The sequence below is a fragment of the Burkholderia sp. SIMBA_062 genome (assembly GCF_046534765.1).
Lineage (GTDB): Bacteria > Pseudomonadota > Gammaproteobacteria > Burkholderiales > Burkholderiaceae > Burkholderia > Burkholderia ambifaria.
The window spans coordinates 192,436-209,774 of sequence record NZ_JAWRYD010000002.1; the positions used below are offsets into that span (position 1 = coordinate 192,436).

13 protein-coding genes are annotated in these 17,339 nt (G+C 60.3%); 2 read left to right on the plus strand and 11 right to left on the minus strand.

Annotated elements, in window-relative coordinates; translation table 11 throughout:
* Positions 1 to 56: 56 nt before the first annotated feature.
* From SB786_RS02595 to SB786_RS02630, 8 genes are all read right to left on the minus strand, one after another.
* On the minus strand, positions 57 to 1,238 hold the full coding sequence (locus tag SB786_RS02595) for an acetyl-CoA C-acetyltransferase (protein WP_410726044.1): 1,182 nt from the start codon (positions 1,236 to 1,238) through the stop codon (positions 57 to 59).
* Between the two features lie 255 nt (positions 1,239 to 1,493).
* Positions 1,494 to 2,276 carry an SDR family NAD(P)-dependent oxidoreductase gene (locus SB786_RS02600; protein WP_410726045.1) on the minus strand — a complete coding sequence of 261 codons (783 nt, stop codon included), beginning with the start codon at positions 2,274 to 2,276 and terminating at the stop codon, positions 1,494 to 1,496.
* Between the two features lie 33 nt (positions 2,277 to 2,309).
* Positions 2,310 to 4,484, minus strand: coding sequence for a fatty acid oxidation complex subunit alpha FadB (gene fadB / locus SB786_RS02605; protein WP_410726046.1), 2,175 nt, complete (start codon positions 4,482 to 4,484; stop codon positions 2,310 to 2,312).
* Between the two features lie 102 nt (positions 4,485 to 4,586).
* Positions 4,587 to 5,558, minus strand: coding sequence for an NAD(P)H-dependent flavin oxidoreductase (locus SB786_RS02610; protein ID WP_410726184.1), 972 nt, complete (start codon positions 5,556 to 5,558; stop codon positions 4,587 to 4,589).
* Between the two features lie 197 nt (positions 5,559 to 5,755).
* Positions 5,756 to 6,526 carry an SDR family NAD(P)-dependent oxidoreductase gene (locus SB786_RS02615; RefSeq protein ID WP_410726047.1) on the minus strand — a complete coding sequence of 257 codons (771 nt, stop codon included), beginning with the start codon at positions 6,524 to 6,526 and terminating at the stop codon, positions 5,756 to 5,758.
* 203 nt (positions 6,527 to 6,729) lie between these two features.
* Positions 6,730 to 7,833: a CaiB/BaiF CoA transferase family protein gene (locus SB786_RS02620; RefSeq protein WP_410726048.1), complete on the minus strand. Its 1,104-nt coding sequence runs from the start codon at positions 7,831 to 7,833 to the stop codon at positions 6,730 to 6,732.
* A 304-nt stretch (positions 7,834 to 8,137) separates the two neighbouring features.
* On the minus strand, positions 8,138 to 10,813 hold the full coding sequence (locus tag SB786_RS02625; protein ID WP_410726049.1) for a LuxR C-terminal-related transcriptional regulator: 2,676 nt from the start codon (positions 10,811 to 10,813) through the stop codon (positions 8,138 to 8,140).
* Positions 10,814 to 11,064: 251 nt separating this feature from the next.
* Positions 11,065 to 12,222 carry an acyl-CoA dehydrogenase family protein gene (locus SB786_RS02630; RefSeq protein WP_410726050.1) on the minus strand — a complete coding sequence of 386 codons (1,158 nt, stop codon included), beginning with the start codon at positions 12,220 to 12,222 and terminating at the stop codon, positions 11,065 to 11,067.
* 187 nt (positions 12,223 to 12,409) lie between these two features.
* Here SB786_RS02630 and SB786_RS02635 point away from each other — a divergent pair, with 187 nt between their 5' ends.
* Both SB786_RS02635 and SB786_RS02640 read left to right on the plus strand, forming a co-directional pair.
* Entirely contained in the window at positions 12,410 to 13,948 is a 1,539-nt protein-coding gene (locus SB786_RS02635; protein WP_410726051.1) for a long-chain-fatty-acid--CoA ligase, read from the plus strand.
* Between the two features lie 25 nt (positions 13,949 to 13,973).
* Complete coding sequence (locus SB786_RS02640) at positions 13,974 to 14,771, plus strand: enoyl-CoA hydratase-related protein (RefSeq protein ID WP_410726052.1); 798 nt, start codon at positions 13,974 to 13,976, stop codon at positions 14,769 to 14,771.
* A gap of 453 nt (positions 14,772 to 15,224) precedes the next feature.
* Here SB786_RS02640 and SB786_RS02645 read toward each other — a convergent pair whose 3' ends face one another.
* The 3 genes from SB786_RS02645 to SB786_RS02655 form a co-directional block, all read right to left on the minus strand.
* Complete coding sequence (locus SB786_RS02645) at positions 15,225 to 15,632, minus strand: MFS transporter (protein WP_410726053.1); 408 nt, start codon at positions 15,630 to 15,632, stop codon at positions 15,225 to 15,227.
* Positions 15,633 to 15,745: 113 nt separating this feature from the next.
* Positions 15,746 to 15,880, minus strand: coding sequence for a hypothetical protein (locus SB786_RS02650; RefSeq protein WP_410726054.1), 135 nt, complete (start codon positions 15,878 to 15,880; stop codon positions 15,746 to 15,748).
* 172 nt (positions 15,881 to 16,052) lie between these two features.
* Positions 16,053 to 17,132, minus strand: a complete 1,080-nt coding sequence (locus SB786_RS02655; protein ID WP_410726055.1) for a porin — start codon at positions 17,130 to 17,132, stop codon at positions 16,053 to 16,055.
* Positions 17,133 to 17,339: the final 207 nt, after the last annotated feature.

Here is a 17,339-nt window from a genome sequence, read left to right on the forward strand (position 1 = left end):
GCGCCAGTGACCGGTGCATGCTCAGCCACCCTCCACTCGTTCACGATGTTCGATCATCATTCGAGGCGTTCCACGATCGTGACATTGGCCATGCCTCCGCCCTCGCACATCGTCTGCAAGCCATAGCGCTTGCGGCGCTGGTGCAGCGCGTATACCAATGTGGTCATCAGCTTGGTACCCGAACCGCCGAGAGGATGGCCGAGCGCTATCGCACCACCGTTGACGTTCAGTCGATCGGGGTCCGCCGCGAGAGCTTGCAACCATGCGAGCGGCACCGGCGCAAATGCTTCGTTGACTTCGTACAGGTCGATATCGTCGATCGTCATACCGGCCTTCTGAAGCGCACGCTGCGTTGCCGGCAACGGCGCCTCCAGCATGATTACCGGATCGTGTCCCATCACACTCATATGATGAATGCGCGCGAGCGGCTTCACACCCAACGATTTCAAGCCCCGTTCGTTGACGATCATGACGCCGCTCGCACCGTCACAGATCTGGCTTGCGGTGGCTGCGCTCACACGCCCATCGTCCGAGAGCAGCTTCACCGACGAAATCGCCTCGAGCGTTGCATCAAAGCGGATGCCTTCGTCAATGACATGCGGCTCGCCAAGATCCGCTCCGTCCTTCAGACGCGCAGCGACAGGAACGATTTCGCGCTCGAACAGGCGCTCTCGAGTCGCGGCAGCCGCAAGTTGGTGGCTACGCAGCGCATAAGCATCGAGCACATCCTTCTCGAGGTTGTACTTCTTCGCCATCATCTCGGCGCCGTGAAACTGGTTGAATTCGACTCCGGGATAGCGTTGCTGCATCTGCGGGCTGACATAGAAGCCGAATCCATTCTTTTGCGCAAGCGTGCTCGGGGTTCCCATCGGAACGCGCGTCATGCTTTCCACACCCGCAGCAATCACAACGTCCATCGTGCCGGACATCACTGCTTGGGCGGCAAAGTGCAGAGCTTGTTGCGACGATCCGCATTGGCGGTCGATCGACGTAGCCGGCACCGACTCGGGGAGGCGCGACGCGAGCACGGCGCTGCGCGCGATATTCATCGATTGCTCGCCGATCTGTCCGACGCATCCCATGATGACGTCTTCCACGAGAGCGGGATCTGCTCCCGCGCGCTCGATCAGAGCATTAAGCACCTGTGCTGCGAGGTCGGCGGGATGCCAACCGGACAGGCGGCCATTGCGGCGACCTCCGGCAGTGCGTGCGGCAGCAACGATAAAGGCTTCAGACATGATTTCTCTCCATTCGAACGATGTCGGGTTAACGGCGGAAGGCGGTCCGACTACGCCGCCTCGTACCAGTCGAAGCGGGTGGTTCCGGACGCGCTCGACGCGCGGCAGATCAGCGGCAGATCGCCAGGCCGGCACCAGGCCGACACGCGCGAAGTCCATTTCGCTGGCATGTCATCGCGTATCAGCGCGCGCGTGGCCTTGCTCGAATTCGACGTCCGAAACTCGCGCAGGCGTCCGGCAACACTGCCTATGGAATCAACGGGGCGCCATGCGAATTGCGCCATCCAGCCGCACGCATTCGCCGTTGAAATAGCCGTTGACGATCATCGTCTCGGCCAGTTGCGCATATTCGTCCGGATGCCCGAGGCGCTTCGGGAACGGAACGGACTCGACCAGCGCGGCCTTCACGTTATCCGCCAGCCCCTGCATCAACGGTGTATTGAAGAGCCCCGGCATGATCGTATTGACTCGAATGCCCTCACCCATCAAGTCGCGCGCGATCGGCAGAGTCATGCCCGTGATGGCCGCCTTCGACGCGCTGTAGGCCGCCTGCCCGATCTGCCCGTCCTGCGCCGCCACGGAAGCCGTGTTGATGATCACGCCGCGTTCGCCGTCCTGCAGCGGATCCAACGTCAACATACCGGCGGCAGACCCGGCGATACAGCGAAACGTGCTCACGAGGTTGATCTGAATGATGCGATCGAAATTGGCCACCGGAAAATGCCGAACCTCTCCCGTCGACTTATCGCGACTCGCCGTCTTGGCCGAATACCCGGTGCCCGCGCAATTGACGAGCACACGCTCTTGCCCATGCACGGTACGCGCGCACGCGAATGCCAATTCGACCTGCTCGTCGGAGGTCACATCGACCTTGCAAAACACGCCACCGATTTCTCGAGCGAGCCCCTCGCCCAGTTCGGCGTTCAAGTCGAACAGCGCGACTCGAACGCCGCGGGAGGCAAGGTGGCGCGCCGTGGCGGCACCCAAACCTGAAGCGCCGCCCGTGACGACGGCGGCAACGCTGGAATCAAGTTTCATTGTCAATCCCTGAAAAAAAGTGAACGCGTTGACTCAGGCCGGGTAGTAGCAATCGCCGGCAGCGGCCATTTCGCGCATGCGCGGCGTAGCCATGTACCCTGGGCCGAGATCTGCATACTTCTCGCATAGCGCGACCACATGATCGAGGCCGAGCCAGTCGGCGTACTTGAGTGCGCCACCGGCATATGCGGGAAATCCGACGCCGAGCAGCAATGCCGTGTCGAGCTCGGCCGGCGTGGCCACCACGCCGTCTTCAAGCGCGTGCGCAGCCTCGACGATCATCGCGACCATCATGCGGTCGAGGATCTCTCCATCGGGAAACGTGCGTCTTCCCTGCGACTGCACCGCGGCGACCAGATCGTGTGCGTCGGGCGAAGTCAATTTGCGAAGACGGCCCTCCGGGTTCTTTTCATAACGATAGAAACCCGCACCGCTCTTCTGACCGTAACGTCCGTTCGCGACCATCAGATGGATTGCATTGGACTCGACCGGTCGCATACGCTCCGGATAGCCGGTGCCAATGACATCCGCCACATGCGAGCCGACATCCATACCAACCACATCCTGCAGGTACGCCGGCCCCATCGGCCACCCGAACGCCTCCATCACATGGTCGATTTCCTCGAAATCGGCGCCGTCGGCCACGAGCTGTAGAAACGCGTTGATGTATGGCGTCAGGATGCGATTGACCAGAAAACCCGGACAATCCTTCACGACAACCGGGGTCTTGCCCATCGCCAGTGCGTAGCTCACCCCGGTCGATACGGCGGCCTCACTGGTCCTCGTCCCGCGGATCACCTCCACGAGCTGCATCACGGGCACCGGGTTGAAGAAATGCATGCCGATGAAATTCTCAGGCCGGCTCAACGACAGAGCGATATCGTCGATGCGAAGGCTCGAAGTATTCGATGCGATCACCGTGTCATGCCCAATAACGCCCTCGAGTTCAGCCAGCACCTTGCGCTTGACATCGAGGCGCTCGACTACCGCCTCGATCACGCAATCGACCTCGCCGAAACCTGAATCGTCAAGCTGCGGAACGATCGCCGCACGCACGGCATTGGCCTTGTTCTGGTCCAGTCGACCGTGCTTGACGAGTTTCGCGAGTTGTTTGTCGGCCTCTGCCATCCCCAGATCAAGGGGTGGCTGAGCGACATCCTTCAAACGCACCTGCGTACCGTGCAGTGCGCTGGTGAACGCGATTCCCCCTCCCATGACGCCGGCCCCGAGTACTGCCGCCTGCCTGATTGGGCGCCCGCCTGTCGCGCGGTGCTTGAACGTTTTTTTTAGCGCCTGCTGATTGAGAAACGCTTGCACCAGCGCGCCGGCAGCTTGCGTGCGCGCGATGCGGCCAAACTCGGCGGATTCCAGGTCGAGCGCACCAGCGCGATCGTGCGCCGCGGCGACGGCCATCATTTCGATTCCCATCAACGCCGCCGGTTGATGTTTGCCACCAACGGAAATGCTCTTTGCACGGATTGCTTCCGCGGTATCGGCGGCCTCCTCCACCGACACAGGCAGCGGCTCGAGCTTGCGACGCTGCGCGGCTCGCCAGTCGACGTCGCCACGGATGGCACGTTGAAGCAAGACGAGTGCACATTCACGCAAACTCTCCGGTGGAGCGATCTCGTCGATCACACCGTTTGCGAGCGCGGTCGGTGCATCCGCCGACTTGCCGCTCGCGACCCACTCCATTGCCGTTGCAAGACCTGCCAATCGCGAGAGCCGCACTGTCCCGCCAAGCCCTGGGATCAGTCCAAGCTTGACCTCGGGCACGCCCACTTGCGTGGACGCCGACATTACTCTCATCGACGCCAACAGGGCGATCTCCAGACCGCCGCCGAGTGCTAAACCATTGATGGCCACCACGCTGGGTATCGTCAAATCCTCGAACGCGTCGACCCGTTCATTCGATTCTCGCGTGTCCTTTGCGATTTCGTCGGCTGATTGCCGGAACTTCGCGCCGAATTCAGTAATGTCCGCCCCTACGATGAACACGTCTTTCGCGCTGGTAACCAGCACGCCGCGCACATCGGGCGAACCCGCGATTCGCTGCGTCGCCTGACAGAATTCGTCCATGGTGCGCGCGTCAAGCTTGTTGATTGCAGCGTCACGCCGGTCGAAGCGTAGCTCCACCAGGCCGTCATGCAGCGGCAAAACTTCGATGCTTTCACCTTGAAACAATGGGTTCTCCTTGTCGCCGGCCACGTTACCGGTTCCTGCAGCGCAGTATAGAAATTCGTTTCAACGCGAACATCGTCGAAAGCGACGAATCACCGGCACCGTCGAGCTGCACCGTCGCCGCTGCGTTCACACGAAACACCGCACGCCCACGTCCATGCGCTCGCGACATTCCCGAATCATTCGCGCAATCAGTTCCGCGCACGTGGGAATGTCGTCGATAAGGCCGATGCTCTGACCTGCCGTAATCACGCCGTCATCGACGGCTCCCGCGTGAAGCGCGGCCCTGCCGCGTGCGCCCGCGACCAAAGGGCGAATGTGGTCGAATGCACAACCGCCCGGCTGCCGTTCCGCGGCGACCACGGCTTCCGCGAGGGCATTTCGCAAGACGCGAACGCTATTTTTGAATGTACGCAGGATCAAGGTCGTATCCCGTTCCGATCCGCCGACCAGCGCCCGCTTGATGTTGTCGTGGATGGGCGCTTCCTGGGTCGCGCAAAAACGTGTCCCCATGTTCACGCCTTCGGCGCCCAGCACCAGCGCGGCGGCCATCCCACGTCCATCCGCGATACCACCGGATGCGATAACGGGAATCTTCAGCGCCCGTGCTGCGGCAGGGATGAGCACCAGTCCGCCGACATCGTCTTCGCCGCCGTGTCCGGCACATTCGAATCCATCGATCGATACCATATCCACGCCGTTTCGCTCGGCGGATAATGCGTGCCGCACCGTCGTACATTTATGCACGACGGTTACGCCGGCTGACTTGAAGCGGACGATGAAGTCCGCCGGACTGTTACCGGCCGTCTCGACGACGCGTACGCCGCTGTCGATGATCGCCTCGACGTATTCGGCATACGGTGGTGGATTGATGCTCGGAAGGATCGTCAGGTTGACGCCAAACGGCCAGTCGGTTAGATCACGGGTGCGAGCAATTGCCCGACGCAGGTCTTCCGGCGTTGGCTGGGTCAGCGCGGTCAAGATACCGAGGCCGCCCGCATTGGAGACGGCTGCGGCGAGTTCGGGCACCCCCACCCACTGCATGCCGCCTTGTATGATCGGATAATCGATTCCGAGCAGGCGTGTAACCCTGGTTTGTATCGAATTGCGCATGATAGGCGTCCATCCGGAGTGAATGGCGCGTGAGTTGACCTGCACGCCAGCTTAGGAAAACCGCCGCGCTTCCGCCTCGTCTAAACCGACGGAAATCCGCGCGTTGCATGTCGCGCTGGCGCCCACGCAACTTCATGCAACGACCGCCCCCTGTTGCGCGATCGTTTCGTTTGGCCGATCGGTCGCTACAGCGCGGAGCAGAGGTGCCCACCGTCGACGGCAATCACGGAGCCGGTCATCCACGAGCCGGCATCGGTAGCGAGCAGCAGCAATGCGCCATCCAGTTCTTCTGGTTTGCCGAGGCGGCGCATCGGGATACGCTCGATCAGTGCCTTGCCGTATTCGGTATCCCACATCGCGTCGGTCATCTCGGTGCTCACGTAACCCGGTTCGATCGCATTGACGCGGATTCCATAGCGCGCCCATTCGAGCGCGAGACTTCTCGTCATATGCGCAACGCCTGCCTTCGATGTCGAATACGCGGCAAGGCCAGGCGCCGCTCGCTCACCTTGAATCGACGCGATGTTCACGATCGACCCACCGCACCCTGCCTCTCTCCAGCGCCGCGCAGCGCCGACCGAGACAGCCCACACTCCACGCAGATTGGTTGCCATCACCGCATCGTAGTGTTCGATCGATTGATCGATCGCGAGCCCGGCACTCGAGATACCCGCGTTGTTGATGACCACGTCGATCAACTTGCCTGTCGCGGAAACGGTATCGAAGGCGCGTTTCACCGATTCCTCGCTCGTCACGTCGAGTTCGACGATCGTCACGGCCGCCGCGCCGAGAGAGAACAACTCGGTCGCAAGCACATCGAGCTGCGACCGCCGCCGCGCGCCGATCACCACGTCTGCCCCGCAATGCGCGGCCAGCTTGGCGAAATGAGCACCGAGACCGGACGATGCGCCGGTAATCAAAACTCGCTGCCCCTTCAGCTTCGCTCCCAAATCCATTCCTTATCTCCTCCTTGCCTTCAGGCCAATCGACCATGCCGACGCCCCGCCTTCGCCAATACGGCCGATCGACCATACCCTCACAACGCCTGCTTTCCATATCGCTCACGTAAGCACTTCTTATCAACCTTTCCAACACTGGTCTTCTCGATCACGGAATCCACACCGTAGCCCTGCAGCCGCGGCACCTATCGTTCAGCCCGCTACGGACGTTGTGATGAAGCCCATAGCCCGATGGCATCATCCAGCGCGACGATCGTTTGTGATCGCGGTTCGGCCGCAGGAGTGCGCGAGAATCGCGGCGCCGCTGCGGGCTGAATCACACTCTCAAGCGAAACAAAGGCGCCGCGCATACGATTGTGTGGATGCTCAGGCGCCTCGTCCCAATCCAGCACCGGGGCGAAACACGCGTCCGAGCCTTCGAGTAGCGCACACCATTCGGTTCGTGTGCGCGTGCGGAAGACGTCGGCCAACCTGAGCTTGAGCAGAGGCCACCTTGCGGTGTCCATCTGGACGTCGAACAACGGATCCTCTATGCCGCAGCGTTCACGAAGTTCGGCATAGAACTGCGGCTCGATAGCGCCGATCGCAATGTACTTCCCGTCGGCGCAAGCGTAGGTGTCGTAGAACGGCGCGCCCCCGTCCAGAAGGTTTTCACCGCGCCGACTGGTCCAGTTTCCCGACGACTTCATGCCATACATCATCGCCGACAATAGCGCGGATCCATCGGTCATCGCAACGTCAATCACCTGCCCGCGCCCTGACTGGCGCATCTCATGCAACGCGGCCATCACGCCAAAGGCGAGCATCATGCCGCCACCGCCAAAGTCCCCGATCAGGTTCATCGGTGGCACCGGGGCGTCGCCTGACCTGCCAATCGCATGCAGGGCACCGCTGATCGCAATGTAATTGATGTCGTGGCCGGCGGCATGCGCGAGCGGACCAACTTGTCCCCAGCCTGTCATACGACCGTAGATCAACTTCGGATTGACGGCCAGGCAGACATCGGGACCCAGGCCGAGCCGCTCCATGACACCGGGGCGGAAACCCTCTACCAGCACGTCCGAGCGTGCGATCAACGCGAGCGCCGCATCTACTGCGGAGGGTCGATGCAGGTCGAGCGGGACCGTTCGTCGGCCGCGCGCTAAAACGTCGTGCGGATCAGCATGCGCCTCTTGACCATCGTCTCGCGGACGCACAATCCTGAGTACATCGGCGCCATGATCGGACAGCATCATGCAACAGAACGGCGCCGGCCCTAGACCGGCGAACTCGATCACTCTCAAGCCTTCCAGCGCACCCGCCATACCCGACCTCCTGCGTCGATTGCGCGTCTGTCCAATTACTGCAGACATGTTGTGTCAGTTGCTGGTCAACCGAATCGTCGAAAGCGACGATTCGGCCCATGTTGGCATCTGAGGGTTCGCGCACCGTTTTTTTTGCCCGACTCGACGAGAACGCGGGCAACAGCTATCTCGTGGAGATTTCCGGGTGAGCCGATACGTGTTGGCCGGAACGCCGACGCAAGGAACTGACCATATCCTGCCGCCCGCGCGTATCAGGCGCCATCGCTGCGCCAAGTGCGCGCCGCGGAACACCCATTCTGCGCGCTCACGCAATCACGCCGAGACGCCGCGAGATCGCGACGGCCTGTGTGCGACTGTGCGCACCGACCTTATTGTTGATGTTACGCAGATGAGTTCGGACAGTGCTGTCGGAAACGAACAGCTTTTCGGCGATGGCGCTATTCGAATAACCTTCCGCGAGGAGTTGCAGCACGCGAATCTCCTTGGGTGTCAGCGGATCGAGCAATTGCGGCCGCGCGCCTGCCGTCGAATCTCCGGATTCGTCGAAGTCACCACACGCCTGCGTCAGCCGCGTCACATATTCGGTCAGCGCAGGATCGCGCGTAGCTGTGGCGTTCGCCTCTCGAGTACGCGCAACCTGACGCAGTAACGGCCCGATTCGGGCACCGCCCTCATCGAGCAGAATTCTGGCGTATCCCTCCGCACAAGCCGACTTGAGCAGCGCCCCCATGACGGCCAGTGCCGCCGCCGGCTCCCCGGCTCGCTGATGCGCTAACGCACATAGCAGCCGCAACTTCATTGCTCGTCGTTGGCGGCCGACCCTGACTGCGTCGTCGGCCGCTGCGTGCAAGCGTGCCGCGGCAGCCCGCGCGTCTCCGGCCAGCGCTTCCCAACGCAATTGCGCAAGCTCCAGATAGTCAAGATCGTTGCCGATCAAGTGCAAGCGGCCGACACGCTCCCACATCGCGAGATCTTCGGCGCGTGCAATCTCTTCCTTCGCGGCCCGTTCATGACCCTGCATCAACAGGACACGTGCACGCTCGAGTTTGGCGCCGGCGACCATGCGCCCGAGACGTCTGACATGGCCCAGATACTCGAGCTGGGTGAGCATCTCGAAGGCCTGGTCGACGTCGCCGCGCGCGAAGGCGATCCGCGAAAGCATCGTATATCCCAGCGTGACGTGATCGGGCAGGAGGACGTCACGCGCGAGCGGCACGTATGTCTGCAGCAGATGTGCCGCCTGCTTCAGATCGTTGGCCTCGTAGATCATGGCGGCGTACATGACGCCTGCCCATGCATTGCCCCCGGCGTAGCCATAGGAGTGTGCGCTTCCGCTGTTGACGGCAATTCGGAGACGTGCCGCAGCCTCTCGCAATCGCCCCTGCTGCAAATCGAAAATCGCCTCAACGGTTTCCGAGTACATCAGGTTGAATGCGCTGGAGTCCGTGCTCTGCGCGTGCCGCGCCTTCTCGAGCAAGATGCGCGACTCCTCGTTGCGTCCGTGCACGGCCAATACGTTCGCCATCGTATTGGCCAGCATCATGTCCGCGAGCGCGAGGCCGGTCGGCCAATCTTTCAGACATTCGAGCCCTACGTCGAGCGCCTCGTCGAAGCGGTCCATCATCGCGAGCAGGGTCGGTCGCAGCGCCAGAATATGCGGACGCACCGCGGCGTCTCGCGTATCCCTCAATTTCCCGCGGTCCAGAAGCTCCATTGCCTCCCACGGACCGCGGGTGAACGTAAGTGCCCAAATCCGGATAGCCTGCAGTGGAAGGTGGATTAGCAGCACATTCTCGGGCAGCGCATCGAACCACCGTGTGAGCAACCGCATACGACCCTGTCCGAGCAACGTCGGCGCGTGCTTGGTCAGCATGTCGACGACCCGCCCGAAATCGCCCCCTTCCAGCGCGTGGTCAATGGCCGGCACTGGCCTCTGCTGAGATTCGTACCAGGCAGCCGCCGCGCGATGCAATCCGGGCATTTCGGCAGCAGCTTCGCGTTGTAGTTGCGCCTTGAAGAAATCAGCGATCAGGCTATGGTAGCGCCACGCTCGATCCTCACTCTCGATGGGTGTGATCAGGCTGGACGCCTCAAGCTGATGCAGAGCCGCTTCGCAATCCATATCGGGATTCAAGGCCTGACACACCGGAACACTCAGGTAGCGCAAGATACTGGTGCGCAACAGAAAGCGGCGCATCGGTTCCGGCTGCTGCGCAATGACATCCTCTGCAAGATAGGCGGCAATCGAGTAGTTGGTGCCCGAAAATCGATCGATGAATTCTCCGTACGCCCCGCTGCGCTCGAGTGATGCCGAGGCGAGCCACAACGCCGCCGCCCAACCCTCGGTCTTGCGATGAAGTCGTTGCAACTCGTCGGTGGTAAGCGGTACGGGGCGTACGGTGCGAAAAAACTGTTCGGTCTCCTCAATCGAAAAACGCAGCACCGATGCATCGATTTCCAGGAGCTGACCGCGCGCACGCATGCGACCGAGCTTGAGGTCGGGAAGCCCGCGTGCGCCAATGACGAGCCGGCCATTCCGTGGCAAATGGTCGATCACCTCACGAATCCACGCAATCACGCCGGGTTCCTGCAGAACCTCGAAATCGTCGAGAAAGAGCGCGAAGGGTTCGGTGCATCCGGCGAGGCGCTCCATGATCCGCAGTGCGATCTCGCCGATCTCCCCAGGCATCGCGTGCTCGAGGCCGGAAGACGCATCGTCGTGGACCATAGCTGCCAAGGCCGCATCGAAACTCGACAAGAACCGCACGGGATCATTATCGGCACTGTCAAATGTCAGCCAGGTCGTGGCGACCGACGACGCATCCAGTTGAGCCTTGTACTGCAGCATCGCAGTTGTCTTACCAAAGCCGGCCGGCGCGCGCAGGACCACGACCTTGGCCGATGTCGCCGCGTGCAGCATGTCGCTGACACGCTGTCGGATCACGAGAGAGACCGGGGCAACGGGCGGACTGATCTTCATGCTCGGCACATGCCGTGCCGGAATCGACGATGAAGCCATCTGCAAAGAAAGAGAAGCGTGGCGACCGATCGAGTGTAGCAAAACCCCACCGTCCGGACGTGTGGCGTTCTTCGCCGTACGAGCAACGCTGTTTCGCAAAGCAGGAGTCTTGCGCAATTTGACTGGATAGACTTGTCGGCCGCTTGACCGCATGTTGCTGGTGCTGCCAAGCGCCGATGCCGGCACCACCATCCGCCCGCAATTCGCGACGTTCAGCCGAGTTTGCGATCGTCGAGCCCCAAACTGCGCCCGATGATTTCCTTCATGATTTCGCTCGTTCCCGCATAAATTCGAGAGATTCTTGCGTCGGTGTACATGCGGCAGATGCGGTATTCCTCCATATAGCCGGAACCGCCGTGCAACTGCACGCCAACATCGACCATCCGGCACTCCAGTTCGGAGCCGAGCAGCTTTCCTGCGGCAGCGGTTTCAGCGGTCAGCCTGCCCGCGTTGTGCTGCATCACGCATTGATCGACGAACGTCTGCAGTGCATCGATCTCGGCGCGCATCTGCGCCATCATGAAACGCGAATTCTGGAACGTGCCGATCGGGCGGCCGAACGCCCTTCGCTCCTTGATGTAATCGAGAGTGAGATCGAACGCAACCTGAGCGTTTGCCAAATAGCCGCACATGCCGACGAGGCGCTCCTCGGCGAGGTGCCGGGTCAGGTAGCGAAAGCCTTCGGTCGGATCGCCCAGCACGTTCTCCTTCGGCACCTTGACGTTGTCGAAGAACAGTTCCGCCGTATCTTGAGACGGCTGCCCCATTTTCTTGAGCTTTCGCCCTCGCTCGAAACCTTCCATTCCGCGCTCGATCACGAACAGCCCAAGACTTCGAGGATTGTCGGTCGACGTACGCGCTGCCACGACGATACAGTCGGCGAGGATGCCGTTGGAAATGAACGTCTTGGAGCCGTTCAGCAGCCAGTGGTCCCCCTTGTTCTCGGCGCGCGTGCGGATGCCGGCCAGATCGGAGCCCGTTTGCGGCTCCGTCATCGCCACGGCGAGAATCGCTTCGCCGGTAATGGCTTTGGGCAGGAAACGCGCACGCTGCGCTTCGTTGCCGAGGCGGCCGATATAGGGGCCGACGAGGCGGGAATGCAGCGGAAAATAGAAACCGGAATCGCCGAAACGGGCATTCTCCTCGATCAGGATCTGATCGTATCGGAAGTCGTCGACGCCAGCACCGCCAAAGGCGGCGTCGGCCCACATCAGGAGGTACCCGTGAGATCCAAGTTTCAAGTAAGCGTCGCGGTCGACACAGCCCGCGTCACGCCATCGCTCGGAATGCGGAGCAATCTCGCGCTGGAAAAAGCGGCGCGCAGATTCGCGAAAACTCTCGTGCTCGGGCTCAAAGATCAGGCGTTCCATGTGTTTGTCTCCAGGTCATTGAATCATTCTGAGGGATGTGAACGGCGGCTGCTTCGTCGGAAGCGACGAGATGCGCCCAGCGGTCGAGCCAGATCGGCAAGGACGCACAAAATCATCGTTTCCGACGACGTATCAACCCACTGCCCGGATCTAAAATTCCATCAACATCGATATCGGGAGACAGTGTGTGTATTTGACCCAGTCGTTGCACAAGGCAGCCCGCGAGAATCCATTTGGCGTTGCGACGATTTTTGCGCAGCGCACAACGACATTTTCCCAACTCATCGACCGCGTCGCTCGCTTGGCCCGGGCACTGCGCAATCAGGGGGTTTCGACGGGAGATCGTGTCGCCATGCTCGCGCTCAATTCCGATCGCTATGTCGAATACATCTTCGGAACGCTCTGGGCGGGCGCAACGCTCAATCCGGTCAATACGCGATGGAGTATCGCGGAAATCGCCTATTCAATAGACGATTGCGAAACCGAGGTGCTGCTCGTCGACGATACTTTTATCGGTACGGCGGCGCGCTTACGTCAGCGCTGCCCCCGTATCCGGACAGTCATTTACTGCGGCGACGCCGAGACACCGACAGGAATGCTGAATTACGAGCAGCTCGTGCAGACGAACGGACCGCTTCCCGACAGCATGCGCAACGGACACGATCTCGCTGCGATTCTCTACACGGGTGGCACCACCGGTTCCCCGAAGGGGGTGATGCTGTCCCACACAAACCTTGTAAGCAACGTTCTTTCGTCTCTCGCCGCCGCACCTCGTCCGGAAGTGAAGACCGTCTTGCAGATCGCACCGCTCTTTCATGTCGGCGCGCTCAGCTTCGTATTGCAGTCCATGACGCGCATCGCGACACAGGTAATCCACCCGGGCTTTGATCCAAAAGCGGCGCTCCTTGACATTGCCAAGCATCAAGTCAACGAAATCTTCATCGTGCCGACGATGCTCAAGGTATTGCTCGATGAACCCGGCTTCTCCGAACATGAAATCGGCAGCCTCAGGAACATCATTTACGGCGCGGCCCCGATCGACGCGTCGTTACTGCAAAGCGCGATGGAACGCATTCCATCCAGCCAGTTCATGCAAGCGTATGGGATGACGGAAACGTCGCCAGTCTCGGCGATGCTTCCGGCCGCCTGTCATGTCATTGGCGGTCCGAAGCTCAAGGCAGCAGGCCGGCCGGCTCCCGCCTGCGAAATACGGATCGTCGATCTGGCGACAGACGTGGACTGTTTGACCGGCATTGCGGGTGAAATCGCCGTGCGGGGACCAGGCGTGATGCTCGGCTACTGGAACAAACCCGAGGAGACGGCAAAGGCGCTGCGTAACGGCTGGATGCACACCGGCGATATCGGCTACCTCGACGCGGATGGCTTTCTTTACGTCACCGACCGCATCAAGGACATGATCATCAGCGGCGGCGAGAACGTCTATTCGACGGAGGTTGAGAACGCAATCCTCACTCACCCTGCCGTACAACTCTGCGCCGTCGTTGGCATCCCCGACGAAACGTGGGGCGAAATCGTGCACGCGATTGTCGTGCTACGCCCTGGTCATACGGTTGGCATCGAGGACTTGCGAACGCATTGCCGAGAGTCGATCGCCAGCTACAAGTGTCCGCGCAGCATCGAGTTCCGCAGTGAACTTCCCCTTTCTGCCGCCGGCAAGCTCCTCAAATACAAGCTGCGGGAAGCCTATCGGCGATCCAACAATTAACGGATCCGACGGGAGGATACAACGCATGACCGACAAAACAGTAACGCTCTCATTCGAGAGTTCTATCGCGACACTCACGCTGAATCGCCCGGAGACATTGAACAGCATCACCGATCGACTCACCGAGGATGCCCGCGATGCGCTGGCGGAGGTACGCCGAACGAAGACGGCGCGAGCCTTGATTCTCACGGGGGCCGGGCGTGGTTTCTGCGCCGGCGCCGAGTTGAACGAGTCGCTCGCCACTGGCGACGGCATTCGGACAGCGGGACAATCGCTGAATGCTTCGATGCGCGATCACACGAATGCGTTGATCGTCGACCTCAAGGAGCTGCCGATTCCGATCGTGGCCGCGGTCAATGGGGTGGCTGCCGGCGCGGGCGTGGGTTTCGCGCTCGCAGCCGATATCACCGTGGCTGCGCGTTCGGCGTCTTTCATTCTCTCCTTCTGTCCCAAGCTCGGCCTCATTCCCGATCTCGGCACAACCTGGCATTTTCCCCGCCGCATCGGCTTCGCCCGCGCGACGGCGCTCTCCTTGCTTGGAAACAAGCTTGAGGCCGATGTGGCTGCGCAGTGGGGCCTGATCTGGCAATGCGTCGACGACGATCAGCTTTCCGCGGTCGCACTGCAGGTCGCACACAGCCTCGCGAGTGCACCCGCTCATATCGCTCTTGAACTCCGGCGCGCAATGGCCCATTCCCAGGCCAACACACTTGAGGAACAACTCGATTACGAGCGCGTACGACAGTGCGTGATGATCGAGAAGCCTTCTTTCAAGGAGGGCGTCCGCGCGTTCCGGGAAAAACGTGCGCCGGTGTTCGACTGACCTGAAACTCGGCGTGTGCCATCGGCACGGTGCCGTTTTTCGCGCCGAGGCAGGCATGCGCGGCGTCTTAATCTACGTTCTCGGTGGGCCGACGGCACAGCGCCTCGATCGGCCGAAGTCGAGAGGGACGCGCATACTCGACACAATGCTCCGTATGAGTCAAGCCGGTTGCATTGCCTTCTGTCTCGCCGCGGCTTTTCCTTTTGAACAGAATGTTTGTCGCCGGGTCCGTCGACCCGGCACATGATGTCCTGGCCTATTCGTTCCAACAGCCATGCCGCCAGCGTCAGGCGGTCACGTCACAATTCAGTCGCCCCCTTATCAAAATGGAGTTTGAACTCTCTGCCGATCTCGTCGAACGGCGGGATCGCACTCGCCAATTCATTGCCGAACAGGTTATTCCGCTCGAACATGCGATGGGAAGGTCCGTTCGAGAGCGGCCCATGGTGTGCGTCATCCGGCACTTTGCTGGCGGTGGGAGCGGTGCACCGCAATCATCAACACTAGTGCGGACAGCAGATACACGCTGACGATGAAGAAGAGGCTGTAAGCCGGATCGTGCGTGCGCTCGATGATCACGGCGTTGATGCTCGGGCTTACCGCAGGCCCAATGTTGCCGAAGCCGCTGATGAAGGCGATGCCCACGGCGGCAGAGCGCGCCGACAGATACTCGCTCGAGCTCGCCATGACCAGCGGCGACAGCGACGCGATGCCGAACAGCGAGACCGACAGCGCGATCACCGAGCTTGTGACGTTGCCTTTCAACGCGGCAGTCGTAAGCAAGCCGAGACACGCGATCGCGCCCACGTAGTGCCAGCGCCGTTCGCGTCGCTGGTCAGAGCTCGAGGAGATCATCACCATGCCGGTAGCGCCGACCACGTTTAGAATCGCGGCGAGAATGCCGACTAGCAGCACGTCCAGAGAAGGTAGCCGACGAAGAAGATTCCTGCGCCAACGCCGTACACTGCTTCGCTTCAGGGCAGCGTTGGCTTCATCTGCAACTGGGCGTAGCCGATGTTCGTTCGGTCGAGAAACGCGATGACGTACGCGAGAATCAGGATCGGCACAATGCGCCGATTGATCTTCGTGTACACAGCTTCGGTCGCCATGTCGCTCACGACAGGCGATATCGGAACGCCACGTGTCTCACTGAGATTCATTGAAATTTCTCCTGTCAAGCGGAGCGGGGGTTGGCATGCCCGCTCGGATCCGTGGGAATGTTGTCGATCGGTACCCGCGATCCTGCAACGCGATCGCGTGCAGGAATCGTCCCGGATAACGTCAAAATTCGCGTCTTATCCCGATTGCCGCACCCAATGTTGTGCCGGTCGGACCATAGAGCGCACCATTAATCGCCATACCGGTATGCATGCTCCCCCGGTTTTTTACCATGCCTGCTTGAACATATACCTGGGTGGTCTTTGACAAAAAGTACTGCAATCCCGATCCAACAATCAATGTAGAATTTTCCGAGCGATTAGCGTCCCTCGCCAACCATACACCCGCGTCAACATACAGCGTTGGCATTACCCTTACCTCACCTCCCACACCGATCATTCGAATATCGAACGAATTATCTATCTTGTACTCGACCACAAGCAACTTTGCTGATGCAGCCCCGAAGTCGTAACTCACACCGACCATCTTTCCCAGGAATGGAACTCCGTCAGGAACCGGGGATGTAATTTGCGCCCCCGGATTACTCTTATATATTGCAACGTTGACACCAAGCCCGTGGCTCTCGTAATGAAGGGATGCAGAATACTGCCGACCGGCTTGGAAATCGCCCGCCTTGCCACCAAAACCCATCATAGCGCTGCCCTGAAATCCATATAGCATCGGGCTCTCATAGGAGATTGCGTTCTTATTGAACAAACCCGTTGCATACAAATTTCCGACATAGACCGTACTTCCGCTACCGAAGAAAGTCCCACCTCGTGGATCTGATTTAACCAAAGCGATGACAAAAGGCGAGTATTGCAATCCCACCTTCACGTTGCCGAATCCACCCTTGATCCCTACCCAGGCCTGGCGTCCGAAAAAATTTCCATTCGAGTTAGCAATCTTTCCGCTGGAGATGTCGATTCCCGTCTCCAAATCGAAGATCGCCTCCACTCCGCCACCCAACTGCTCCGATCCGCTCAGGCCGATTCGGGATGGCGCCTCATTACCATCGTTCGCAACAGCCGCTCGACCCCCTTCTCTGCCTGATATGTGATCGTACGTTTTATTTGTGAAAAGAATCCCTCCATCCAAAACCCCATACAAGGTAACGTGGCTTTGCGCAAATGTTGTCGATGTACCCGCGACGACGCAGGCTGACGAAGTCAACACGACTTCAACAATCCTTCTGATCTTCATATCTCCTCCAAACCTATATTTTGAACTACTTATTATTCGATCTAAATCAAGTCATATGAGCATCAAACTGGACAACCTTCGTCCGGACTGCGACAATATCTTCAGTAGTAAGCGGCGTTGCCATCGCCAAACCGGGGCACCGCCTACGGAATCCGGACGAGTCCCTGGTCGGACCGTCATACTTCCGCGGTGATCCAATCCCTGTCG

Coding starts and splice junctions, on each gene's coding strand:
- SB786_RS02655 (WP_410726055.1), bottom strand. CDS start 17,132: ATGAAGATCAGAAGGATTGTTGAAGTCGTGTTGACTTCGTCAGCCTGC.
- SB786_RS02625 (WP_410726049.1), bottom strand. CDS start 10,813: ATGAAGATCAGTCCGCCCGTTGCCCCGGTCTCTCTCGTGATCCGACAG.
- SB786_RS02640 (WP_410726052.1), top strand. CDS start 13,974: ATGACCGACAAAACAGTAACGCTCTCATTCGAGAGTTCTATCGCGACA.
- SB786_RS02620 (WP_410726048.1), bottom strand. CDS start 7,833: ATGGCGGGTGCGCTGGAAGGCTTGAGAGTGATCGAGTTCGCCGGTCTA.
- SB786_RS02615 (WP_410726047.1), bottom strand. CDS start 6,526: ATGGATTTGGGAGCGAAGCTGAAGGGGCAGCGAGTTTTGATTACCGGC.
- SB786_RS02650 (WP_410726054.1), bottom strand. CDS start 15,880: ATGGCGACCGAAGCTGTGTACACGAAGATCAATCGGCGCATTGTGCCG.
- SB786_RS02595 (WP_410726044.1), bottom strand. CDS start 1,238: ATGTCTGAAGCCTTTATCGTTGCTGCCGCACGCACTGCCGGAGGTCGC.
- SB786_RS02600 (WP_410726045.1), bottom strand. CDS start 2,276: ATGAAACTTGATTCCAGCGTTGCCGCCGTCGTCACGGGCGGCGCTTCA.
- SB786_RS02645 (WP_410726053.1), bottom strand. CDS start 15,632: ATGGTGATGATCTCCTCGAGCTCTGACCAGCGACGCGAACGGCGCTGG.
- SB786_RS02630 (WP_410726050.1), bottom strand. CDS start 12,222: ATGGAACGCCTGATCTTTGAGCCCGAGCACGAGAGTTTTCGCGAATCT.